Here is a 22,205-nt window from a genome sequence, read left to right on the forward strand (position 1 = left end):
TTGATGAATCGTTAATAATCTCGAACACTCTGCGGTGAATTCGTTTCAAATCCTCTAGAAACTGCCTCCGCTGTAACGCAGAAACACCGGCGAACAGTTGCGAACAAGACCAGAACATGGCTTTTCCTATAGCGCGGTACCTTGTAGAGTTCGCCCATGAGCAGCTTTGATGAATCTGACGCCTTTGAAGGCGCGTCCCAACAGTCCCTTGCCTCCCGCGCCATGGCCGCGCGGCCGACGCCGTATCTGGACGAACTGAACCCAGCGCAGCGGGAAGCGGTCGAGAAGTTGGATGGCCCCGTTTTGATGCTGGCAGGAGCCGGGACCGGGAAAACCAAGGCTCTGACTTCGCGTATTGTGCATTTGCTCAACACCGGCCGGGCACGACCAAATGAAATTTTGGCAGTGACCTTTACCAACAAAGCGGCCCGCGAAATGAAGGATCGGGTCGGGCGCACGCTGGGTCAGACCATTGAAGGCATGCCATGGCTTGGTACGTTCCACTCGGTCTGTGTGAAACTTTTGCGCCGCCATGCGGAGCTCGTCGGGCTGAAGTCCAACTTTACGATCTTGGACACCGATGATCAGATCCGGTTGCTTAAACAGCTCATCCAAGCGGCGAATATTGATGAAAAACGCTGGCCACCACGCCAACTCGCATCCCTAATTGATGGTTGGAAGAACAAGGCACTCACGCCAGATCGTTTGCCATCTGCGGATGCGGGCGCGTTCAACAACAAAGGCGGCGAGCTTTACGCGCAATACCAAACCCGTTTGCGAGAGCTGAATGCCGTCGATTTTGGCGACCTGCTTTTACATGTGGTGGTGATTTTCCAAAACAATCCGGATGTGCTTGAGCAATACCAGCGCTGGTTCCGCTACGTGCTGGTGGACGAATACCAAGATACCAACGTCGCCCAATATCTGTGGCTGCGGCTGCTCGCCAAAGAACACCAAAACATCTGCTGTGTGGGCGATGATGACCAATCCATCTATGGCTGGCGCGGTGCAGAAGTCGGCAACATCCTGAAGTTTGAAAAAGACTTCCCGGGGGCACACGTGGTGCGGCTCGAACAAAACTACCGCTCCACGCCACACATTCTGGCGGCGGCCTCTGCGGTCATCTCCGGCAATGAAAACCGGCTTGGGAAAACCCTTTGGACAGCTGCTCAACGAGGCGAGCAAGTTAAGCTAATTGGACATTGGGACGGCGACGAGGAAGCGCGTTGGATCGGCGAGAAAGTCGATGGTCTTCTGAGTGGAAGCGCGCCGGAAGCCAAGCGGCGAGAAAACGCTCGCTCGGAACAAATGGTTGAGGAGGTAGATCGTCTTCACGATTTAAATCTACAAAGAGGATACAATAGCCGGGCTCAATTGGTTGATGCGTTAAAAGAAAGTGAAGTTTTTAAAGAGAATGTCGAGAACGAAGATCTTCTTTGGGAACTCGCAACCCGTAAGGAAGAAGGTCGTTCAGTTGAGGTTTGTTTCCAGAAGTTCGATCTAGAAGACATGGCCATCCTCGTGCGCGCCTCCCACCAAATGCGCGCTTTTGAGGATCGGTTCCTCACCATTGGCCTGCCGTACCGCGTCATCGGCGGCCCGCGCTTTTATGAGCGCATGGAGATCCGCGATGCCATGGCCTATTTCCGCGTGGTGACCAGCCCCGAGGATGACCTGGCGTTTGAGCGAATCGTCAACACCCCCAAACGCGGCCTCGGCAACGTGGCGGTGCAAAAGATCCAAGCGGCAGCGCGGGAAAATGGCGTCTCGCTCGTGGAAGGCGCGCGCATTCTCTTGGACAACAAAGGCATCGGCGGCAAAGGCGCAAAAGAACTGCGCATTCTGGTGGACAATATTGACCGCTGGCGCGGCCTTGGGGTGCAGCGCGAGGTGGAAATCCCACTCAATGACGATGAGGTCATTGATGATGGCACCACCCAATCGGCGATGCGCTTTGCGCCTGCTGGCGATAATATGCCCCACACGGAACTGGCCGAGATCATCCTGGATGAATCCGGCTACACCTCCATGTGGCAGAATGACAAAACCCCCGAAGCGCCGGGGCGACTGGAAAACCTCAAAGAGCTCGTCGGGCAGCTCGCGAATTTCGACAACCTTCAGGGCTTCTTGGAACATGTCAGCCTTGTCATGGACAACGACAACGATGATGCGGACGCCAAAATCTCCATCATGACACTGCACGCCGCTAAAGGCCTAGAGTTCCCGGTGGTTTTCTTGCCGGGATGGGAAGACGGGCTGTTCCCGTCACAACGGTCGATGGATGAAAGCGGTCTAAAAGGCCTCGAGGAAGAGCGGCGCTTGGCCTATGTGGGCATCACCCGCGCCGAGGAAGTCTGCACCATCAGCTTTGCAGGCAACCGCCGCGTTTTTGGCCAATGGCAATCGCAAATGCCAAGTCGCTTCATTGATGAACTGTCTGAGGAAGACGTGGAGGTGCTAACCGCACCGGGCATCTATGGCGGTGGTCATTCAGGCGCTACCGGAGATTTCGGCAGCGGCATCCAAGACCGTGTGCAATCGGCCAATACCTATAACTCGCCCGGCTGGAAACGCATGCAAGATCGCGCAGGGCAACGGGGCCTAAGCCAACCGAAGGAAAGCAAACATACGATTATCGATCTTGAAGCGGTCTCAAGCCATTCCGTGGGCGATCGCGTCTTCCACCAGAAATTTGGTTATGGTGAGATCATGGAGATCGAAGGCGATAAGCTTGTGATTGAATTTGACAAGGCCGGTGAAAAAAAGGTCGTGGCCAAATTCGTAACTGCTTCAACTGATATCCCGTTCTAGCCGCCATCGCGCCTCCTTAGGTTTAGGGTATCCTTTCTCGCGTGCCGCCTGTCCCCAAGCGGCACGTCCTCTCATTCACCTTTGCAAAAATACTCTGGGGGAGGGCGAACTCTGTTCGACCGGGGGCAAAGCCCCCAAATTTAACCAAAGCGGCAAAGCCCTCACCCTTCTCAAGCCGCGGTCGAAACATGCGATATCCGAGCCCCGGTTTCGGTGTTTCGCGCGGTCAGGCTCACATCATAGCCCCAAAGCCTGCGCAGATGCTTTAGCACCTCATCGCGATTGGCTGGGTCCAAAGTGATCCCATCGCGCACCGCATGGGTCAGTTTAAGTTCGCGATCCCCTGACAGATCCGCGTCATCTACTTGGATGTCTGGTTCCAAATACGCCAAGTCGTAAGACCGCGCCAATGCAGAACGGATGTTCCGATAGCCTTGGCGATTGTGAATATTGCTCACCACCAGGTTGGCCTGTTTGGCGTCATCAGACAGCATGAATAGTTTGAACTTGCGGATCAAGTTTGGCGACAGGAACTGCAGGATAAAACTCTCATCGCGATAATTGGCCCAAGCGTCTTTCATCACGCCTTTCCAATCAGGGTTGCCAGCGATGTCAGGGAACCATTCTCGGTCCTCGTCCGTCGGCTCCTCACAGATGCGCCGGATGTCCTGCATCATGGCAAATCCCAGCGCGTATGGGTTCAGCCCGCCATATCTCGGATCATCATATTCGGGCTGCAACACCACATTTGTATGGCTGTGCATCATCTCCATGTAAGCGCCTTCAGAGATCAGGTCTTTTTCCAGCAACCGATTGATAATGTAATAATGCGTGAAGGTCGCGCAGCCCTCGTTCATCACTTTGGTTTGCTTTTGTGGATACATGTATTGGGCGATGTAGCGCACGATACGCAAAAGCTCTCGCTGCCAGCTTGTTAAAACCGGACTGTGCTTCTCCAAGAAATAAAGCAGGTTCTCTTGCGGCAAGTTCATCTTTCCGCGCCGCTCTGACAACGCACCATCTTCCTCAGAGCCTTCTAGGCGATCTTTCCCAAGCGTATTGTCCGCCCAAAGCTCCAAAACACTCTGCTGGCTCTCATAGCCATCCCTCTGCCGCTGCATCGCCTGCAACTCTTCTTTGCTAGGACGGGGAGGGCGCCCGTAGCGAAACACACCTTGGCTTTGCAGGGCATGGGCCGCGTCTAGGATTTCCTCGACCGCATCGATGCCATAGCGCTCTTCGCAGTTGGCGACGAAATTCTTGGCAAAGGCCAGATAGTCATGAATGCCCGCTGCGTCGGTCCATTGTTGGAAGAGATAGTTGTTTTTGAAGAAATGGTTATGCCCGAACGCGGCATGCGCCATCACCAGGGTCTGCATCGCCATGGTGTTTTCTTCCATATTGTAGCTGATGCAGGGGTTGGAGTTGATCACGATCTCATAGGCCAAACCCTGACGACCAGTCCGGTAAAGTGCCTCATCGCGAGCGAACCGTTTGCCGTAGGACCAATGCTGATACATCAGCGGCATGCCCACGGCGCTATAAGCGTCGAGCATCTGTTCCGAACTGATGATCTCGATCTGATTTGGGTAAACGTCTAACCCCAATTCCTCTATCGCAATTTCCTCAATCGCGTCATGGGCCTTGCCGAGCAACTCAAACGTCCATTCCGGACCATCAAACAAGAGGTTGCTCATGCGGCATTCTCCTTATTTGCGGCAAAGAGATCGCGGAAGATTGGATAGATGTGACCCGGCTCGGCCACCCGGCGCATTTGGAATTGCGGGAAGGCGTGATCCACTTCGCGCAGGTTTTGCCAAAGATCAGCCCCTTCTTCGCTATTGTTGAGCAGCTTGTCGTCCCCTTCGCCGACGATCTCCACATAGGCGTAGTACTGACAAACGGGCATCAGAGCATCAAACAGCAAGTCTTTGCATTTCACGCTGTCATTGCCGAAGTTCTCGCCATCTGAGGCCTGTGCGCCATAGATATTCCACTCGTCCGTCGGATACCTGTCTTCAATGATCTTCTGCATTTCGGTAAGCGCCGTGCTGACAATGGTGCCGCCGGTTTCTTTGGCGTAGAAGAACGTCTCTTCATCCACCTCTTGTGCTTGGTGGGTATGTCTAATGAACACGATTTCGGTGTGTTCATAAGCGCGTTCGAGGAACAGATGCAGCAACATGAAGAACCGTTTCGCGAGGTCTTTTTCTCGTTCCTGCATGGAGCCTGAAACATCCATCAAACAAAACACCACAGCGCGGGAGTTTCTGATCTTTTCCGGTACGGTCGTGTCATAACGCAGATCAATCGGGTCGATGTAACCCACGAGTTTGCGGCGCCGGTCCAAGATCGCCAGCTTTTCCCGCAACTCGACGATCCGGGCACTGTGATCCTCGGATTCATCTTCGATGCTTTCAAGGTTCTTAAGCTCTTCTTCAAGAGCCTTAAACGCCGCCGTTGAAGGCCTCTGCAGCGCAATCCTTCGCCCAAGCGAGTTCCGCATGGTCCGCACGAGGTTCAGGTTATTCGGTGTCCCAGCCGTCGTAAGGCCAGCGCGTCGGGTGCCAACGGTTTCTGTCTCAACGGTGTTCTTTTTGACGAGATCAGGCAGTTCCAACCCTTCAAACAGGATCTCAAGATACTCGTCTTTGGTGAGGGTGAAGGAAAAGCCATCCTCGCCTTCTCCATCTTCCGCACCCTTTTTGCCGCCTTCTCCCGCGCCACCTTTCGGGCGCGGGATGGTGTCCCCAACGACAAAGTCTTTGTTTCCGGGCAGGACATGCTGGCGAAACCCACCTTTTGGCGAATTCGCAAAGAACGGTTCTTTGATGCCTTTTGCTGGGATCGTCACCTTTTCCTCGGACCCCTGATCGGCCCCCGTCACGGATTTGTCCCGAACGGATTTATCGACCATTTTTTTGATGTTCTCGCGCGCCCGTCTCAGAAACCGTTGCCGGTTTCCGAGGCTCTTGCCTTTAGGGTTGGCGCGTCTGTCGATGAAATGATGCATCTGTTCGCGATCACCCCGCTTTGTTGACGCGCATGTACCATTCCACCAAGCGGCGGACCTGCCGCTCGGTATAGCCATGGGTCTTCATCCGCTGGACAAATTCCATGTGTTTGCTTTCCGTGTCGCTGTCTTTCTTGCTGCCAAAGCTGATCACCGGCAGAAGCTCTTCGACCTGGCTGAACATGTGCTTTTCAATCACATCGCGCAGTTTCTCATAAGAATTCCATGGCGGGTTCTGCCCCGTGTTCGCACGGTGGCGCAGCGCAAATTTCACAACCTCATTGCGGAAATCTTTTGGGTTCGCAATGCCGACTGGTTTTTCGATCTTAGACAGCTCCGCGTCCAGAATTTCACGGTTATAAAGCTGACCCGTGTCAGGATCTTTATAGTCTTGCTCTTCAATCCACGCGTCCGCGTAAGAGATATAGCGATCAAAGACGTTCTGGCCGTATTCCGTGTAGCTTTCTAAGTAAGCCTTCTGGATCTCATTGCCGATGAATTCCTCATAGCGCGGCGCGAGTTCGGTTTTGATGAACTCCAGATATTGCGCCTCGGTTTCCTGTGGGAACTGCTCCCGCTTAATCATCTGCTCCAGAATATACATCAGATGCACGGGGTCGGCGGCGACTTCTTGGGTGTCGTAGTTGAAAACGTTCGACAAAACTTTGAAGGCAAACCGTGTGGAAATGCCATTCATCCCTTCGTCCACACCAGCAGTGTCCTGATATTCCTGAACCGTTTTTGCCTTTGGATCGGTGTCTTTCAGGCTTTCCCCGTCATAAACCCGCATCTTACTGTAAAGGTTTGAGTTCTCATGCGGCTTCAAGCGGCTGAGAACCGCAAAGCGAGAGAGGATCTTCAGCGTCTCTGGCGCGCATGGCGCATCCTTGAGTTCAGAGTTCTCTAGCAGCTTGTGATAGATCTGAGCCTCATCAGAAACGCGTAAGCAATACGGCACTTTCACAATGCTGACGCGGTCAATGAAGGCCTCGTTGTTTTTGTTATTTTTGAACTGCTGCCATTCGCTTTCATTGGAATGAGCAAGGATCAGGCCACTAAACGGGATCGCCCCGAAGCTCTCAGTGCCCATATAGTTGCCCTCTTGCGTCGCTGTCAGCAGCGGGTGAAGCATCTTGATGGGAGCTTTGAACATCTCGACAAATTCAAGAATGCCTTGGCTTGCGCGGTTTAAACCGCCAGAGAAGCTGTAAGCGTCAGGATTGTCCTGGCTGAAATGTTCCAGCATTCGAATGTCGACCTTACCCACTAGGGTCGAGATGTCTTGGTTGTTCTCATCACCCGGTTCAACCTTCGCGACGCAGACACGGCGTAGGCGAGATGGGTACACCTTCTGAACCGAGAATTTAGAAATGTCGCCGCCGAATTCATCCAGCCGGCGCACAGCCCATGGGGACATCAGCCCGGGCAGCCGGTGTTTGGCGATCCCGTATTCGTCTTGCAGCACATCGCCCATTTTGAGCGGATCAAACAAACCCAGTGGGCTTTCAAATATGGGGGAGAGCGTGTCGCCAGCCTTGAGCACATATACCGGTTGCTCTTCGACCAGTCGTTTCAGGCGTTCAGCCAGAGATGACTTGCCGCCGCCAACTGGGCCGAGGAGGTAAAGGATTTGTTTGCGTTCTTCCAAGCCCTGAGCCGCATAGCGGAAATAACCCACGATGCGCTCGATTGTGTCTTCCATCCCATAGAAGTCTTTGAAGGCCGCATATTGCTTGATTGTCCGGTTTTGAAAGATCGGTCCAAGGCGGGCATCTTTTGAGGTGTCCACCAGTTCCTCATCCCCGATGGCCGTCAGCATCCGCTCTGCCACATTGGCATACATCCCCGGATCATCGCGACACCCTAGCAGGTAGTCCTGCAGTGACATTTCTTCGGCGCTCGCGCCCGAATACTGTTCCGCAAATAATTCGACGATATCCTTCATGTGTATGGTCCCCTTTGGTGACAAAAATCGAGCCCGGTATCCTCCTCGGGTCAAAGTGAAAGCGCAGTCCGCACAGGTCTTTATTTGCCGAACGTCAAAGGCAACGATGGTGGCAACCGCAGACTGCGAGAGTGTTCAGAAATCGCTCGATGTTGCCACTTGGCCTGACCGATTTATGCCACCGGAACGCCCGGAAGCCATTGAACCCAAAGGGGTTTTCGGTCTTTGTTTATACCTTCAGGGTACACCAAAAATCCTGAACTTTCCATATTAATCTGGGCTAGATCTTGTGATTTGCCAGAGCGCATCAATAAATCGTGTTCCAATTCACGGTTAATCAAAAGACGGAAGATTTGGTTAACGGTGCCGAACGGAGCGTTCAAAAGTTTGTAACACTGTGAAAATCTGAGTTGGCTGGTTTTGGCACGTTTGGCCTGTTTTTATTTGCGTTTTTGCCCACGTGCTTCGGAACCCTTTAGCGCTAAATGCCATGCTAAAACGAAAGCAAATGTGCTCCGCTGCCTCGAAGACATTTCAAAGCATTTTGGTGCTCAATGATGCAGTGCTGATATTTTGATCACTGTAGCGAATTGAAACAGATCGTGTGGGAAAAGCGCCTTGGGATCGCCAAAAAAACGACCGCTCGGAAGGGCAGTTGCCGTTAGGTAAGATTCAGGAAACGCGAAGAGATTCGCTTTATGCCTTTGGATGAGTTCGGTTATAGACATCCATCAAACGGGCAGTGTCCACGGCTGTGTAGGCTTGGGTTGTGGACAGCGAAGCATGACCAAGCAACTCCTGAATAGATCGTAGATCGCCACTCGCTTCCAAAAGATGGGTCGCAAAACTATGGCGCATGGCGTGAGGCGTCGCGGTCGGCGGTAGCCCCAGTTGAAGCCTCACGTTCTGCATAACCGATTGTATTTGCCGGGCGCTCAAACGCTTGCCGCGCACGCCGATAAATAGCGGGCCATCCTGTTCCAGCGGGTAGGGGCATTGGCGCAGGTATTCATCCACGGCCTCACGCGCCGCCGGCAGCACGGGAACGATGCGTTCCTTTCCGCCCTTACCGATGATGCGCATCACTTCAGGCAGCGGCGCTTCGTTGCGGTTCAGCCCCAAGGCTTCGGAAATCCGCAAGCCACATCCATAAAGCAATGTGATGACCGCAGTGTCCCGCGCTCCGACCCAGGCATCTTTGGATTGGATTTCGACCGTCTCGATCACCGCTTGCGCAGCGTCAGGTGCAAGTGGGCGCGGCAGTTTCTTTTGGAATTTCGGCGCGCGAGTCGACAGGACCGCAGTGGGGTCAAAGCCTTCTCTTTCTGCTAGCCAACGAAAGAAGCTTTTCACGGCGGACAATTTGCGCGCCAAGGAGCGCGCCGATAAGTCGCCGGACCGCATTTGCGCCATCCACGCCCGCATGTCGCGTACGGTCAGTCGGGCGAGCGGGCCAAGTCCCTGCTGCTCGCCTTTATATTCCGTCATAAAGGCGAGGAACTCGGAAACGTCTGTAAAATAAGCGCTAAGCGTGTTTTCAGAGGCTCCTTTCAGAGCCTTTTGTGCCTCAAGCCAGCTGTCCCGGGCCTCGATGGAAGCAGGGGAGATCATCCCCCGATCACGACAACCAACGCCGCATGGCGCGCTCAAACACGCCACCAAAGAATGCAAGCAGGTCAGAGCCCTGTTGAGGCGAGAAGTGATGTGGGTCTTCGGCCCCCATCAACAGCATGCCGGGCAGACGACCAGCGCCCAAGTCCAAGCGCAGGCAGGCTTCGGAGCGTACGAAACTTGCTTTGTCGCCGAAGATTTCATGGGTCGTCCCATCAATCTGGCGCAAAGTGACAGGGCGCGATGGGACATTGCGGCCATTGGTGAGGTAGGTCTCTATAAACCCGGGTTCCGCGACAGACAGCACATCGCCAAGTTTGCGGACACTTGGGTCATTGTCTTTTTGCTCAGTCTCCAGAACCAGACGCACCGCATCAACACGCAGGATTTCAGCGACCTCGCCGTCGAGATCTTTCAGGAAGGTTTCAAATTCCAGCGGGTCCATCATGCGAAGGATCGCGCGGTGGACTTGATTGGTGCCCGCGAGGTTTTCGTAAGCCGCAGCAATCACGCTGCGGTGGGTGTCTTCCAGACGATCCAGGCGCGCTTCCAGACGTTCCATGGCGATACCACGCAGGTCGACAATATTGCCGCCCATGGATTTCTCATTCGCGGCAATCAGCGCGTTCATGAGATCATTGTCATCCAGAATCATTTCAGGCGCGGAAATGATCTTTTCGCGCAACGTGTCTTCGATATGTGCTGTCTTGGTCATGCTCGTGCCAATACTTCTTTTGGCAGGACCATATCAGAAGCTTTTGGCGAGTGCTGCATTTTTTTGGGAAATGTGCGGTTAACCGCGATTTGGGTTGGGGGAGGGGCTTTGCCCCTCAGCGCTGGCGCGCTTTCACCCCAGAGTATTTTAACAAAGAAGAAGCCTATTAGAGGATTTTGATATCCGCTGCGGCGATGTCTTTGAGGAAGGCATCTAGGCCTTTGTCAGTCAGCGGGTGGTTGATCATGTTTTTGATTACGCCCGGAGGCGCTGTGATGACATCTGCACCGATACGTGCGCTGTCCAGGATGTGGTTCACAGAGCGAATAGACGCTGCAAGGATCTGGGTGTTGAAACCATAGTTGTCATAGATCGTACGGATGTCTTCGATCAGATCCATGCCATCGAGGTTGATGTCGTCCAAGCGGCCGATGAACGGAGAGATGAAAGTTGCACCGGCTTTTGCAGCGAGCAGCGCCTGGTTTGCAGAGAAGCAAAGCGTCACGTTCACCATCGCGCCGCCATCGGAGAGGGTTTTACAGGCTTTGAGGCCGTCCCAAGTCAGAGGCACTTTCACGGCGATATTGTCGGCGATTTCAAGCAGCTTGCGGCCTTCTGCAATCATTGTATCCGCATCTGTCGCGGTCACTTCTGCAGAAACAGGGCCATCAACCAAGTCACAGATTTCTTTGGTGACTTCGATGATGTCACGGCCAGATTTTTTGATAAGGGAAGGGTTAGTGGTCACACCGTCCACCATGCCCAGATCATTCAGCTCGGCAATGGCGTCGATTTCAGCGGTATCAACGAAGAATTTCATGGAACAAGTCCTTTGATGGGTTGGCCTAAAGTCGGGGGTCGTTTACCTCATTAGGGTACGCGCCGAAACCCCTAACGGGAAGAAAGTGTGAGCGCTAACGGTAATTGAGGTAAATTTGGGCGAACCCGACTTCTTTGATGCAGGCACTCTGGTGGGAGTGCTGACCACGCAACCGCTGGATCGGGTGCTTGATTATAAAGCACCGGAAGGTGGGTGTTGGGCTGGAGCCTTTGTGGAAGTGCCCCTTGGCCCGCGCAAAGTGATTGGTGTTGTCTGGGGCAAAGGCCGTGGAGATTGGGATATCTCTAAGGTGCGTTCGGTCATTCGTGTGTTGGACGTGGCGCCAATGCGCGAAGAGATGCGCAGTTTTTTGGAGCGGGCGTCCCAATACACTTTGACTTCAATGCCCAGTATGTTGCGATTGGCAACCCGCGCGCCGGGACTGTCTGATCCACCTTCTATGCGCAAAGTCTACCGGTTGGGGGACAGTGAACCCGACCGGCAAACCGATGCGCGCAAGCGAGTGCTAGAGACGCTTCGCGACTATGGAGGGCTGTCTTTCACGCTCAAAGAACTCTCAGACATGGCGGGGGTGACCTCTTCTGTGGTCAAAGGGCTTGTGAAGCTCGGGGCGGTGAATGAAGAAAACGCACCGCGAGATGTGCCGTTTCACCGGATGGATCCGGATTATGACGCAAAAGACTTAACCGAGGATCAGGCTACGGCGGCGGCGCAGCTGACGGCCGATATTCGGTCGCAAGACTATAATACCACCTTGCTGCGTGGTGTGACTGGCTCTGGTAAAACAGAGGTCTATCTTGAAGCCATTGCCGAGTGTCTGCGCATTGGTCGTCAAGCCTTGGTGCTGTTGCCCGAGATTGCCCTCACCGCTGAGTTTTTTGGCCGTGTCGAGGCGCGGTTTGGCGCGAAACCCGCCGAATGGCACTCGGGCGTCACCATGACCGAGCGGCGGCGGATCTGGAAAATGGTGGGGCAAGGCGGCGCCCAGATCGTGATTGGCGCGCGTTCGGCTTTGTTTCTGCCGTTTCAGAACCTCGGCCTAATCGTCGTCGATGAAGAACATGACACATCCTATAAGCAGGATGATGGTGTCCTTTATAATGCGCGGGACATGGCGGTTCTGCGAGCGAGTTGTGTGGGGGCGAGTGTGGTTCTGGCTTCCGCGACACCTAGTCTGGAAAGCTGGGCCAATGCCGGATGCAGGGAAATATAAGCGCATTGAGCTGACGTCGCGCTATGGCCCTGCGGTGATGCCTGACATGCGCGCGATTGATATGCGGGTTGAAGATATGCCTTCGGGCACTTGGATATCTCCGACATTGCGGGCTGAAGTCACGGCGCGGATCGAGAAAGGTGAGCAATCGCTTTTGTTCATCAACCGCCGTGGCTATGCGCCGGTGACGATCTGCCGGGCTTGTGGTCATCAAATCGCCTGTGAGCAATGCGATGCGCGCATGGTCGAGCATCGTTTTCTCAAGCGCTTGCTGTGCCATCAGTGCGGGGAAAGCGCCCCGATGCCTGAAGCCTGCCCAAGCTGTGGTGTGGAAGGTAAGCTCGCCGCGGTGGGGCCGGGGGTAGAGCGTTTGGCTGAGGAAGCAAAAGAAGCCTTTCCAGAGGCACGGCTTGCGGTGTTGTCCTCTGACCTGTTCGGATCGGCGCGCGCCTTGAAAGAAGGCATTAAGACCATTGCGGAGGGCGGGGCGGATGTGATCATCGGCACGCAGTTGGTGGCAAAGGGACACAACTTCCCGCTGTTGACCCTTGTTGGCGTGATCGATGCGGATCTTGGCCTTCAAGGCTCCGACCTCCGTGCAGCGGAGCGCACGTTTCAATTGATCCGTCAGGTTGCTGGCCGCGCTGGGCGCTCGGAACGCAAAGGCGTTGCGATGCTGCAGTCTCATCAGCCCGAGCATCCGGTGATCCGGGCGATCCTTGCAGGTGACGAAGAAGCCTTTTGGCAGGCAGAGGCCTCTGAACGTCGCCATGCCGGGGTGCCGCCCTATGGCCGTATGGCGGGGATCATCCTGTCATCGACCGACGTCGCCGAGGTGTTTGATCTCGGCAATGCATTGGCGCGCAACGACCAAGCGCTTCGCCAGATTGGAGCACAGGTCTTTGGTCCGGCTCCGGCTCCCATCGCACGGATACGAGGTCGACATCGTGTGCGCCTTTTGGTGAAGGCAGACAAGGCAGCGCCTCTACAGTCGGCAGTTGCCAAGTGGGTTGGCCAATTCAAACTAAAGGGCGACATCCGTCTCTCCGTCGATATCGATCCGCAATCCTTTTACTGATCCCATTAAGATCGCTGCCAGACCAAACGCATTTCTGCGCATCCCCATGTGCAAGCCTGCATGTATGATTTCGCTCGCCTCATGAGGCCATCAAGCGTAGAGGAAAGCTATGTTTGATAAAGTCCGTCTTGATGAAACCGGGCATTTGCCCCGTTGGCGACAGCCGATTGTATTGCTGTTTGTGATGGCCGCGGCCATGCCACTGGCTTTTTCAACATGGCTGGCTTTGCTGAACAACTTCGTCATTGAGGTCGCGCGTTTTGACGGTGCCGATATTGGTCTGTTGCATACGGTGCGCGAGATTCCGGGCTTTATGGCCTTTGCGGTGATCTTTCTGATCATCATCATTCGCGAACAGGTACTCGGAGTGTTGTCGCTGGTTCTGCTTGGGGTGGCGACCGCTGTCACGGCGCAATTCCCGACCCTAGGCGGCATTTTGGTCGTGACGCTGCTCAGTTCGATCGGTTTTCACTACTATGAGACAGTGAACCAAAGCCTGCAGTTGCAATGGTTGGATAAAAAACGCGCGCCCAAAGTGCTGGGTTGGCTGACGGCAACGGGGTCCGCGGCAACGCTTGTGATCTATCTGGCGATCATAACCACTTGGGAGCGGCTGGGGCTTAGCTATAACACAGTCTTTATGCTATCCGGCGGCCTGACAGCGGTCATCGCTCTGGTCGCCCTTTTTGCTTACCCGCAATTTGAAAGCCCGACTCCACAAGTCAAAAAGATGGTGCTGAAAAAGCGCTATTGGCTCTACTACGCGCTGCAATTTATGGCCGGTGCGCGTCGGCAGATCTTTGTTGTGTTTGCAGGCTTCATGATGGTCGAAAAATTCGGCTTTGATGTGCACGAGCTGACCGGACTTTACTTGGTCAATCTCATCGCCAACATGATCTTTGCGCCTTTCATTGGTGGCTTGGTCGCGCGTTTCGGTGAGCAGCGGACACTTCTTGTGGAATATCTTGGCCTTGTGATTGTCTTCTTGGCCTATGGAGGCATCTACTATTTTGGCTGGGGAGTCATGCTGGCCATGGCGCTTTATGTCGTGGATCACTTGCTGTTCTCCATGGCGCTCGCTCTAAAGACCTATATTCAAAAGATCGCTGACCCTGAGGATATTGCGCCGACAGCGGCCGTGTCCTTCACCATCAATCATATTGCTGCGGTGTTCCTGCCTGTGCTGCTTGGTTTGTTGTGGCTCTACTCGCCCGGTGCAGTGTTCGCTCTTGCGGCCTGTATGGCGGCCACGTCTTTTGGACTGGCCTTACTCATTCCACGCCACCCTCAAAAAGGGTTTGAGACGCGGCTGAAAGGCATTGGGCCGGTGCCGGCTGAATAAGCGGCTCTTGACCTTGCCCTTGACCTTGGCGAGCCACGCCCGTAGGCCGCTTGCAAGCCTTAGAAGGATCAAGAGACATGCCAACATTTACCGCCCTGACCACTCTGGAAGGCAAAGACCAGGCCGAACGTCTTGGTGAAGCGATGGAAATGCTTGATCCGGAACCAACCGGTGTAGGGGTCTTTGAGATCGAAGATGACTCTGGGCTGTGGGAAGTGGGGGCGTATTTCACGGAAGAGCCTGACGCTGCTGCGCTCGCTCTGCTGGAAGCCGCTTTTGACATTAAGCCCTTCGCGGTGTCGGAACTGCCTGAAACCGATTGGGTTGCGCATGTAAAGCGTGAGCTGGTTCCGGTCGAAGCCGGGCGCTTCTTTGTATATGGCAGCCATGACGCCGACCAGGTGCCAGAGGATTGCGAACCGCTTTTGATTGAGGCGGCGATGGCTTTCGGCACAGGGCATCACGGAACCACCTTGGGTTGCCTCAAGGCGCTGGACCGTTTGGCCGGTGAAGGTTTTGTCGGGCAAAACGTTGCTGACATTGGATGCGGCACTGCGGTGCTGGGGATGGCGGCGGCGCGTATTTGGCCGAACCCCGTGTTGGCAAGCGACATTGATGAAGTCGCCGTGGATGTGGCCATTGCAAATGTGAAAGCCAATGACCTTGAGGGACGCGTGATCTGTTTGGAAGCCGCAGGCTTTAGCCATGCAGATCTAAAGGCCAAAGCGCCTTATGATTTGGTCTTTGCAAATATCCTAAAGGCCCCCTTGGTGGGCCTTGCGCCTGAAATGGGCGAGAACATCGCTACTAAAGGATATGCGATCTTGTCCGGCATCTTGAACGAACAAGCGGATGAAGTGGTGGCAGCTTACCAAGAAAATGGCTTTTTGGTGCACACACGTGAGGAAATCGGCGAGTGGACCACGCTAACACTGCAACGCTCATAGGCGCGATTCGTCCGCGTTCCACAGTTTTTCACTGAATTCAGGCCACCAATGTGTGGCCTTTTTCACACCCTTTGCGCTGAATTGGGCCTGCAAAGGGGTTTGAATCGGGCCGTTTTGTGAAAATTGGCCTTGCTTGCCCAAGTTTTGCCACAATTTGGAGGGAATGTAGCCTTGTTTGGTGGGGGCCAAACGAAGTGTGCTGCTATGGCTGATCCACGTGACGAATTTTCCCTGCGCCTGCGTCGTCTGAACGCACAGCGTAAGAAAGATCTTAAGCGCTCCCGCTCTGCCTTCATCGACAATGATGGGTATGTGATTGTGCGCGGTTACCGTGAAAAACGCGGTATTCCTTACACTGGTATTATGATCCTGGTTGTTGGGTTCTTCGGGCTGAAAGGCGCGATGATGGCTCAAATGGGGGAAGCAACTTACGCAGCCAAGGTGGACGAATTGCGCGCGAGCGATTCATCTGTCGCGCAGGTTGGCGTTTGGACGCTAACGCCGGATCCGGTGTCAAACCTCGTGGCGACGCATCTTCGGGACTATCTTTGAGCCCCAAACGGTATTGCTTAAAAAGAAAAAGCCGCGGCAGTTTGTAACTGCCGCGGCCTTTTCGTCTTCCTAAGGAGGGACTTAGGTAATGGAGTGGATGTCGCGGCGGATCAGACCGATGTCTTCCAGCTCGCGGTCTGTCAGTTCGGACAGAACTTTGCGTGTTTTACGTGCGGCATTCCATGCAGCAACACGGCCCCATGTGTGGGCTAGGATCAGACCGAACTGACCATTAGAAACGTTTTCAGTCCGTGCGGTTACGAAAGCGGCCATATCGATAATCCTTCTGTTTGAGTTATGGTCGTTGTGCTTAAGGCGCATTTAGACTGATGGATGAGTCGCGACAATCGACAAGAAATCATCCCCGCTCTGCGTTTTTTGCATGCCTCATAAATGTGCACAGCGCTCAGAAAACGGCCTTTTGGCCCCGTTGGAGGCGAAATCAATGCAGCGGCAGCTAAAGCGCCTTGCGGGGTAAAAGCTTTGAGGCAGTCGACTATCTCACGAAGATGCTTGGCGGACGTTCTTGTTTTGTGCTAGGTCTTCTGAAAAGGCCAAAAAGGCAGGAGCAGTCATGCGCGTATTGGGAATCGACCCGGGTTTGCGCAACATGGGATGGGGGATCATCGATGTTGCGGGCAGCCGGATGAGCCATGTGGCCAACGGCACGTGTCACTCAGAGGGCAAAGACCTCGCCGCGCGGCTATTGTCATTGCATGAACAGCTGACCGACGTCATCCATCGACACGAACCCGATCATGCCGCGATTGAACAGACCTTTGTGAACAAAGATGGTGTCGCCACTTTGAAACTGGGACAAGCGCGCGGCATCGCTCTTTTGGTGCCAGCACAAGCCGGGCTGACGATTGGCGAATATGCTCCCAATAAAGTCAAGAAAACCATTGTGGGCGTCGGCCATGCGGAAAAACATCAGGTTGAACATATGGTGAAGTTGCAATTGCCCGGCGTTAAGATTGCCAGCGCGGACGCGGCAGATGCCTTGGCCATTGCCATGTGTCACGCCCACTACGCTCGGGCCAGCGGCAGCTGGGAAGCGGCCCTAAAGAAAGCAAGCGCATGATTGGCAAAATTACTGGCCGAATTGAGTATCGCACCACAGATCACGTGCTGATTGATGTGCGAGGCGTGGGTTATATCGTCTACTGCTCTGAGCGCACCTTGATGGAGTTGCCGGGCAATGGTGAAGTGGCCGCTTTGTTCACGGAAATGCTGGTGCGCGAAGATATCTTGCAGCTGTTTGGCTTCACCACCTTGCTTGAGAAAGAGTGGCATCGGTTGTTGATCTCCGTGCAGGGCATTGGTGCAAAGGCGTCTTTGGCGATCCTTGGGACATTAGGCCCAGAAGGGGTTGGTCGAGCGATTGCACTGGGTGACATCAGCGCCATTAAAGCGGCCAAAGGCATTGGTCCCAAAACGGCGCAACGCGTGGTGCATGAGCTAAAAGACAAAGCCCCGGCCGTCATGGCGCTGGGTGGATCATTGGCAGAGGCCCATGGCGAAGCGCCGGCATCCGCTGATGTGCTTGAGGAACCTGTTGCATCGCCGGCGCCCGCACCCAAAGCGCCTGCTGCAGGTGGCGCTGGAGCAGCGGCGCAGGCAGAAGCACTGTCTGCTTTATCAAACCTAGGCTATGGGCCGGGCGATGCCGCTGCCGCCGTTGCAGAAGCATCCGGTGCTGATCCCGAACTTGATACCGCCGGATTAATCCGCGCAGCGCTGCGTTTACTCGCACCCAAAGGATAAGGCATGGAAGCACCCGATCCCACATTGCGCCCGGAACCTCGCCCGGAAGATGCTGATCGCGCCTTGCGCCCCCAAGGTTTGGGGGAATTCATCGGTCAGGCGGAAGCCCGCGCCAACCTGAAGGTTTTCATTGAAAGCGCTAAACAGCGTGGCGAGGCCATGGACCATACCTTGTTTCATGGTCCTCCAGGCTTGGGCAAAACAACCCTCGCACAGATCATGGCGCGCGAGCTTGGCGTCAATTTCCGAATGACCTCTGGGCCGGTTTTGGCCAAAGCGGGGGATTTGGCGGCAATCCTCACAAACCTTGAGGCGCGTGACGTGCTGTTCATTGACGAGATCCACCGCCTCAATCCTGTGGTGGAAGAAGTGCTCTATCCAGCGATGGAGGATTTCGAATTGGATCTGGTGATTGGCGAAGGTCCCGCCGCGCGGACAGTGCGGATCGAGTTGCAGCCCTTCACGCTGGTCGGGGCGACGACCCGCTTGGGACTGCTGACGACGCCATTGCGGGATCGCTTCGGTATTCCGACCCGCCTGCAATTTTACACCGAGGATGAACTCAACGAGATTGTGACGCGCAACGCGCGCAAGCTGGGGGTGCAGCAGGAAGAAGGCGGCGCACGCGAGATCGCGCGGCGCTCTCGTGGCACCCCGCGGATTGCCGGGCGTTTGCTGCGCCGAGTGGTTGATTTTGCCCTTGTGGAAGGGGATGGGGTGATCACCAAATCGCTCGCGGATGGGTCTTTGACCCGGCTTGGCGTGGACAACCTTGGTTTAGATGGGGCGGACCGGCGCTATTTGACCTTCATTGCGGAAAATTATGGTGGTGGCCCCGTTGGGGTGGAGACGATCTCTGCGGCACTAAGCGAGAGCCGAGATGCGATTGAAGAGGTGATTGAGCCGTTTTTGCTGCAGCAGGGGCTTATTCAGCGCACCCCGCGTGGACGCATGTTGGCGCGCAAGGCGTGGAAACATCTGGGGCTTGTGGCACCGGAGCCGGGCAAATCTCAGACCGACTTGTTTGAGTAACGCGCTGGAATTTTGAGTATTTGGGCAAAGAAGAAGCTGAGGGCGTCATGGAAAAGACCGAGCGGTTGGATTTGCGCGAGCTTCAGATCATGGCGAGGCGTGTCTCTGACATCTATGCCCAGAACTTTGACGTGAACCGCGACGCGGCTTGGTATTTGGGTAAGCTCACAGAAGAACTGGGTGAAGTGTCATCTGCCTTTTTGAAAACCAGTGGGCGCGGGCGTGGTGAAGTGGGTCATGAGGCGCTGGCAGATGAAATGGCTGATTTGTTTGGCTTCCTCTTGCTGTTTGCCGATTGGCAGGGCATTGACCTTGAAACGGCGTTCCGCCGGAAATGGGGCCAATATCTGGAAGCAAGCCATGAGCGTCACGACACCTGAAGCCATTGAAGCCTTTTTCACCCGCAGCGATGGGAAATACGCTTTTGCCCGTTGGGGCAGACCCATTGCACCGATTGTCTTTGGGGTGGATGACGTCACTTTGAGCACTGTGAAGGGCGCGATCGAGGCGGTGGTGACCTTGGCAGGGCATCAGATGGCAGAGACGGATCCAGAGTTGGGCAGCAATCTCATGTTTTTCTTTTTCCGGGATTGGAAAGAGCTGCTTGAGGTGCCTGATCTGGATCGACTGATCCCCAATTTAGCGGAATTGGTTACACAGCTTGATGCGGCGGGCGCCAATCAATATCGGGCCTTCCGGTTTGATGATGGGCACGCCATTCAAGCGGCCTTCGTGTTTTTGAAAATGGATGCGGCGCTTTCTAAACTGCCTGCAGATACGCTGGCCTTGGGCCAGGCGGCGCAGGTGATTTTGCTTTGGGGCGATCAGGCTTTTAAAGACACGTCGCCCTTGGCGGTCTTGCCTGAAAATGGCGCAACGATTTTGCGCCCCGAAGTGGCGGGAATTATTGCCGCCGCCTACGATCGCATGATGCCGGCAGTGGCAAATGATGCAAGCCATGCCTACCGCGTATTCGCGCGTTTGCAAGCCGCATCATGAGCTTTGCATAACCTCTTCGATGCTGCGCCAGCCGTGTATCATTTCGCGCGTTTCCAGATGGTAGCTCCATAGGCAACCACCGCCAGCGCTCTGATCACGCGACCGGGCGATGCTTTTCTGGGCCAGTGCGCAATAGAGCAATGTGCCAACACCACCATGGCCGACCATGAGGATGTCATCGGTAGCAGCGTGAGCTGTTACTTTGTCAAACACGCCGAGAATGCGCGCTTGCGCATCAATTGCGCGCTCCCATCCGCGAAAACTGGTTTCGGGATGCGCAAAGAACTGATCCGCCGCCTTTTCAAATTCAGAGGGCGGCAGAAACCCTGTCGCACTACGGTCGTTTTCATGCGAGGCCGCTTCGAGTTTGATGTCCAACCCCAAAGCACGTGCGATGGGGGTTGCTGTTTCAATTGCTTTGACTTCGTCGCTACTGACAATTGTTTTGGTCCCGATCAGGGCATCGGATTTTGCGAGCAGATTCGCACGCGCTTTGCCCTCTTCAGACAGGCCCCATTTGGGGACCTCAACCGCGGGGTCTATCTTCACTTGCGGGTGGGTTAGATATCGAAAAATGGCCATGGGGCGTCTGCTTCAAATTGAATTCATTGATATTTGTCGCACTCTCCCGTAACCGGAATGTGAATATCGGAGGCAGGCCCAATGCAGCATAACTTTCCAATCCGCGTCTATTACGAAGACACCGACATGGGCGGGATCGTGTTTTATGCCAATTACCTAAAATACATTGAGCGAGCACGCAGCGATTGGGTGCGCGAGATGGGGATCAATCAGCGTGATCTGAAAGACAAAGAAGGTCTGGTGTTCGCTGTGCGTCGGGTTGAAGCGGACTACCTCTCGCCTGCGCATTTTGACGATGAGCTGATTGTCGAGACGCGGCCGGTTTCTGTGTCTGGGGCACGGTTTGTGCTGGAGCAGATTGTGAAGCGCGATAGTGTCCTGCTGTTTCAGTCCATTGTCACGCTTGTTTGCATCAATGAAGCGGGCCAACCCGTGCGTTTGCCGGCAGATATTCGCTTAATGCTACACTAATTGTGCGCAATTTCCTGTGAGGGGCGTGCATTGCGCAGCATTCCCCGTAGATAAATCCCATAAAACCCGTTAGTTTTCTGGCAAAAGGGCCAATAAGGTCCGCCAATAAACGAGCAGGCATATGGAAGCAGCAGTCGATTTCTCGATGTGGGGGCTATTTGCGCGCGCCACATTGACCGTGAAACTTGTGATGGTGATGTTGGTTGTCGCCTCTTTCTGGTCATGGTCCGTGATCATTCAAAAGATCATTCTTTATCGCAGTGCTCGGCGCGAGGCGGCGCAGTTTGACCGCGCCTTTTGGTCAGGCGAACCACTGGATGGATTGTTTGACGAGATTGGCCCGGAACCTGAGGGTCGCTCGGCTCGGATCTTTGCGGCTGGCATGATGGAGTGGCGGCGAAGCCATCGTCAGGACGGTGGATTAATTGCCAATGCAACCAGTCGGATTGATCGATCCATGGATGTAGCCGTCGCCAAAGAAGCGGAAGCGCTGCAAAAGGGCCTTCCGGTGCTTGCGACCATCGGCTCCACCGCGCCATTTGTCGGACTGTTCGGCACCGTCTGGGGCATTATGAATGCCTTTATCGAAATTGCTGAACAGCAGAACACGAACCTCGCCGTGGTTGCGCCGGGTATTGCCGAAGCGCTTTTGGCAACTGGGCTCGGCCTATTGGCCGCGATCCCAGCGGTGATTTTCTACAATAAACTCAGCGCCGACAGTGATCGCATCCTTGCGGGCTATGAGGCCTTTGCCGACGAGTTTGCCACCATCCTTAGCCGCCAGTTGGACAGCTGATCCATGGGGGCGGGCGTTATCAAAAAACAAAGTGGCGGGCGGCGCAGTCGGCGGACGCGCAGCCAACCAATGGCAGAGATCAACGTCACCCCATTTGTGGACGTCATGTTGGTTCTCTTGATTATCTTCATGGTGGCCGCGCCTTTGTTGACCGTGGGCGTGCCGGTGGAGTTGCCAAAGACCGCAGCGAACCCATTGCCGGGCGAGCAGGAAGAGCCACTGACGGTGACACTCACCGCCGAAGGTGCGGTTTTGATTCAGACAACCGAAACCTCTTTGGCGGATCTTGTGCCAAAGCTGCGTGCCATTGCGGTCGAGCGAGCCTCTGATCGGGTTTATCTGCGGGCTGATGGCGCTATTCCTTATGAAAACGTCGTCCAGATCATGGGCGCGCTTAACGCTGGTGGATTCAGCGATATCGGTTTGGTGACCGACATTGGCGGGCCAAATCTTGACGGCGCCGCTGACGGTTCGGATGGCTGAGGCCTAGTGG

20 protein-coding genes and 1 pseudogene are annotated in these 22,205 nt (G+C 54.8%); 13 read left to right on the forward strand and 8 right to left on the reverse strand.

Annotated elements, in window-relative coordinates; translation table 11 throughout:
- Positions 1–156: 156 nt before the first annotated feature.
- A complete protein-coding gene (locus tag TA5113_RS05750) occupies positions 157–2,811 on the forward strand; it encodes an ATP-dependent helicase (protein WP_058315398.1) in 2,655 nt (884 codons plus the stop codon).
- Between the two features lie 170 nt (positions 2,812–2,981).
- On the opposite strand, the gene TA5113_RS05755 is transcribed toward TA5113_RS05750, so the two are convergent.
- The 6 genes from TA5113_RS05755 to fsa form a co-directional block, all read right to left on the reverse strand.
- Positions 2,982–4,508 (reverse strand): SpoVR family protein, encoded by a 1,527-nt coding sequence (locus tag TA5113_RS05755; RefSeq protein ID WP_058315399.1) that lies wholly within the window; start codon positions 4,506–4,508, stop codon positions 2,982–2,984.
- Complete coding sequence (locus TA5113_RS05760) at positions 4,505–5,824, reverse strand: YeaH/YhbH family protein (protein WP_058315400.1); 1,320 nt, start codon at positions 5,822–5,824, stop codon at positions 4,505–4,507. The genes TA5113_RS05755 and TA5113_RS05760 overlap by 4 nt, the downstream gene beginning before the upstream one ends.
- 10 nt (positions 5,825–5,834) lie before the next feature.
- Positions 5,835–7,769: a PrkA family serine protein kinase gene (locus tag TA5113_RS05765; RefSeq protein WP_058315401.1), complete on the reverse strand. Its 1,935-nt coding sequence runs from the start codon at positions 7,767–7,769 to the stop codon at positions 5,835–5,837.
- A gap of 696 nt (positions 7,770–8,465) precedes the next feature.
- Positions 8,466–9,380: a tyrosine recombinase XerC gene (locus TA5113_RS05770; RefSeq protein WP_058315402.1), complete on the reverse strand. Its 915-nt coding sequence runs from the start codon at positions 9,378–9,380 to the stop codon at positions 8,466–8,468.
- 7 nt (positions 9,381–9,387) lie between these two features.
- A complete protein-coding gene (locus TA5113_RS05775; protein ID WP_058315403.1) occupies positions 9,388–10,095 on the reverse strand; it encodes a DUF484 family protein in 708 nt (235 codons plus the stop codon).
- A gap of 166 nt (positions 10,096–10,261) precedes the next feature.
- Positions 10,262–10,915, reverse strand: a complete 654-nt coding sequence (gene fsa / locus TA5113_RS05780) for a fructose-6-phosphate aldolase (protein ID WP_058315404.1) — start codon at positions 10,913–10,915, stop codon at positions 10,262–10,264.
- Positions 10,916–11,030: 115 nt separating this feature from the next.
- Between fsa and TA5113_RS05785 the strand changes: the two are divergent.
- The 4 genes and pseudogenes from TA5113_RS05785 to TA5113_RS05805 all read left to right on the forward strand — a co-directional run bounded on the left by TA5113_RS05785 (position 11,031) and on the right by TA5113_RS05805 (position 16,068).
- Positions 11,031–13,227, forward strand: a pseudogene (locus tag TA5113_RS05785) (primosomal protein N').
- Positions 13,228–13,336: 109 nt separating this feature from the next.
- Complete coding sequence (locus TA5113_RS05790) at positions 13,337–14,569, forward strand: MFS transporter (RefSeq protein WP_058315406.1); 1,233 nt, start codon at positions 13,337–13,339, stop codon at positions 14,567–14,569.
- 77 nt (positions 14,570–14,646) lie between these two features.
- Positions 14,647–15,516 carry a 50S ribosomal protein L11 methyltransferase gene (locus TA5113_RS05795; protein ID WP_058315407.1) on the forward strand — a complete coding sequence of 290 codons (870 nt, stop codon included), beginning with the start codon at positions 14,647–14,649 and terminating at the stop codon, positions 15,514–15,516.
- A 204-nt stretch (positions 15,517–15,720) separates the two neighbouring features.
- On the forward strand, positions 15,721–16,068 hold the full coding sequence (locus tag TA5113_RS05805) for a hypothetical protein (RefSeq protein WP_058315409.1): 348 nt from the start codon (positions 15,721–15,723) through the stop codon (positions 16,066–16,068).
- A gap of 81 nt (positions 16,069–16,149) precedes the next feature.
- Here TA5113_RS05805 and TA5113_RS05810 read toward each other — a convergent pair whose 3' ends face one another.
- The gene (locus TA5113_RS05810; RefSeq protein WP_058315410.1) at positions 16,150–16,341 is read right to left on the reverse strand and encodes a DUF1127 domain-containing protein; all 192 of its coding nucleotides are present in this window, start codon (positions 16,339–16,341) and stop codon (positions 16,150–16,152) included.
- A gap of 301 nt (positions 16,342–16,642) precedes the next feature.
- On the opposite strand from TA5113_RS05810, the gene ruvC reads away from it, so the two are divergent.
- The 5 genes from ruvC to TA5113_RS05835 are packed head-to-tail and all read left to right on the forward strand — an operon-like array spanning position 16,643 to position 19,863.
- Entirely contained in the window at positions 16,643–17,149 is a 507-nt protein-coding gene (ruvC, locus tag TA5113_RS05815) for a crossover junction endodeoxyribonuclease RuvC (RefSeq protein ID WP_058315411.1), read from the forward strand.
- Complete coding sequence (gene ruvA, locus TA5113_RS05820) at positions 17,146–17,832, forward strand: Holliday junction branch migration protein RuvA (protein ID WP_058315412.1); 687 nt, start codon at positions 17,146–17,148, stop codon at positions 17,830–17,832. The genes ruvC and ruvA overlap by 4 nt, the downstream gene beginning before the upstream one ends.
- A 3-nt stretch (positions 17,833–17,835) precedes the next feature.
- Positions 17,836–18,864, forward strand: coding sequence for a Holliday junction branch migration DNA helicase RuvB (gene ruvB, locus TA5113_RS05825; RefSeq protein ID WP_058315413.1), 1,029 nt, complete (start codon positions 17,836–17,838; stop codon positions 18,862–18,864).
- A 47-nt stretch (positions 18,865–18,911) separates the two neighbouring features.
- Positions 18,912–19,244 carry a pyrophosphohydrolase domain-containing protein gene (locus TA5113_RS05830; RefSeq protein WP_058315800.1) on the forward strand — a complete coding sequence of 111 codons (333 nt, stop codon included), beginning with the start codon at positions 18,912–18,914 and terminating at the stop codon, positions 19,242–19,244.
- The gene (locus tag TA5113_RS05835; RefSeq protein ID WP_058315414.1) at positions 19,225–19,863 is read left to right on the forward strand and encodes a hypothetical protein; all 639 of its coding nucleotides are present in this window, start codon (positions 19,225–19,227) and stop codon (positions 19,861–19,863) included. Before TA5113_RS05830 ends, TA5113_RS05835 begins: the two co-directional genes overlap by 20 nt.
- On the opposite strand, the gene TA5113_RS05840 is transcribed toward TA5113_RS05835, so the two are convergent.
- Complete coding sequence (locus TA5113_RS05840) at positions 19,858–20,445, reverse strand: histidine phosphatase family protein (protein WP_058315415.1); 588 nt, start codon at positions 20,443–20,445, stop codon at positions 19,858–19,860. The two genes, TA5113_RS05835 and TA5113_RS05840, sit on opposite strands and share 6 nt — an antisense overlap.
- An 81-nt stretch (positions 20,446–20,526) precedes the next feature.
- Between TA5113_RS05840 and ybgC the strand changes: the two genes are divergently transcribed.
- The 3 genes from ybgC to tolR all read left to right on the forward strand — a co-directional run bounded on the left by ybgC (position 20,527) and on the right by tolR (position 22,195).
- Positions 20,527–20,916, forward strand: a complete 390-nt coding sequence (gene ybgC, locus TA5113_RS05845; protein ID WP_058315416.1) for a tol-pal system-associated acyl-CoA thioesterase — start codon at positions 20,527–20,529, stop codon at positions 20,914–20,916.
- Positions 20,917–21,037: 121 nt separating this feature from the next.
- On the forward strand, positions 21,038–21,712 hold the full coding sequence (gene tolQ / locus TA5113_RS05850; RefSeq protein WP_058315417.1) for a protein TolQ: 675 nt from the start codon (positions 21,038–21,040) through the stop codon (positions 21,710–21,712).
- Between the two features lie 3 nt (positions 21,713–21,715).
- Positions 21,716–22,195 (forward strand): protein TolR, encoded by a 480-nt coding sequence (tolR, locus tag TA5113_RS05855; protein ID WP_058315418.1) that lies wholly within the window; start codon positions 21,716–21,718, stop codon positions 22,193–22,195.
- Positions 22,196–22,205: the final 10 nt, after the last annotated feature.

Origin of the sequence: Cognatishimia activa, assembly GCF_001458335.1 — a bacterium.
GTDB classification, from domain to species: Bacteria; Pseudomonadota; Alphaproteobacteria; order Rhodobacterales; family Rhodobacteraceae; genus Cognatishimia; species Cognatishimia activa.

What these genes read in the sequence shown, in the direction of transcription:
- fsa (WP_058315404.1), bottom strand. Translation starts at nt 10,915, where the DNA reads ATGAAATTCTTCGTTGATACCGCTGAAATCGACGCCATTGCCGAGCTG.
- TA5113_RS05790 (WP_058315406.1), top strand. Translation starts at nt 13,337, where the DNA reads ATGTTTGATAAAGTCCGTCTTGATGAAACCGGGCATTTGCCCCGTTGG.
- TA5113_RS05810 (WP_058315410.1), bottom strand. Translation starts at nt 16,341, where the DNA reads ATGGCCGCTTTCGTAACCGCACGGACTGAAAACGTTTCTAATGGTCAG.
- TA5113_RS05775 (WP_058315403.1), bottom strand. Translation starts at nt 10,095, where the DNA reads ATGACCAAGACAGCACATATCGAAGACACGTTGCGCGAAAAGATCATT.
- TA5113_RS05835 (WP_058315414.1), top strand. Translation starts at nt 19,225, where the DNA reads ATGAGCGTCACGACACCTGAAGCCATTGAAGCCTTTTTCACCCGCAGC.
- TA5113_RS05755 (WP_058315399.1), bottom strand. Translation starts at nt 4,508, where the DNA reads ATGAGCAACCTCTTGTTTGATGGTCCGGAATGGACGTTTGAGTTGCTC.
- TA5113_RS05770 (WP_058315402.1), bottom strand. Translation starts at nt 9,380, where the DNA reads ATGATCTCCCCTGCTTCCATCGAGGCCCGGGACAGCTGGCTTGAGGCA.
- TA5113_RS05765 (WP_058315401.1), bottom strand. Translation starts at nt 7,769, where the DNA reads ATGAAGGATATCGTCGAATTATTTGCGGAACAGTATTCGGGCGCGAGC.
- tolR (WP_058315418.1), top strand. Translation starts at nt 21,716, where the DNA reads ATGGGGGCGGGCGTTATCAAAAAACAAAGTGGCGGGCGGCGCAGTCGG.
- ruvA (WP_058315412.1), top strand. Translation starts at nt 17,146, where the DNA reads ATGATTGGCAAAATTACTGGCCGAATTGAGTATCGCACCACAGATCAC.
- TA5113_RS05805 (WP_058315409.1), top strand. Translation starts at nt 15,721, where the DNA reads ATGGCTGATCCACGTGACGAATTTTCCCTGCGCCTGCGTCGTCTGAAC.
- TA5113_RS05760 (WP_058315400.1), bottom strand. Translation starts at nt 5,824, where the DNA reads ATGCATCATTTCATCGACAGACGCGCCAACCCTAAAGGCAAGAGCCTC.
- TA5113_RS05750 (WP_058315398.1), top strand. Translation starts at nt 157, where the DNA reads ATGAGCAGCTTTGATGAATCTGACGCCTTTGAAGGCGCGTCCCAACAG.
- ruvB (WP_058315413.1), top strand. Translation starts at nt 17,836, where the DNA reads ATGGAAGCACCCGATCCCACATTGCGCCCGGAACCTCGCCCGGAAGAT.
- ruvC (WP_058315411.1), top strand. Translation starts at nt 16,643, where the DNA reads ATGCGCGTATTGGGAATCGACCCGGGTTTGCGCAACATGGGATGGGGG.
- ybgC (WP_058315416.1), top strand. Translation starts at nt 20,527, where the DNA reads ATGCAGCATAACTTTCCAATCCGCGTCTATTACGAAGACACCGACATG.
- tolQ (WP_058315417.1), top strand. Translation starts at nt 21,038, where the DNA reads ATGGAAGCAGCAGTCGATTTCTCGATGTGGGGGCTATTTGCGCGCGCC.
- TA5113_RS05795 (WP_058315407.1), top strand. Translation starts at nt 14,647, where the DNA reads ATGCCAACATTTACCGCCCTGACCACTCTGGAAGGCAAAGACCAGGCC.
- TA5113_RS05840 (WP_058315415.1), bottom strand. Translation starts at nt 20,445, where the DNA reads ATGGCCATTTTTCGATATCTAACCCACCCGCAAGTGAAGATAGACCCC.
- TA5113_RS05830 (WP_058315800.1), top strand. Translation starts at nt 18,912, where the DNA reads ATGGAAAAGACCGAGCGGTTGGATTTGCGCGAGCTTCAGATCATGGCG.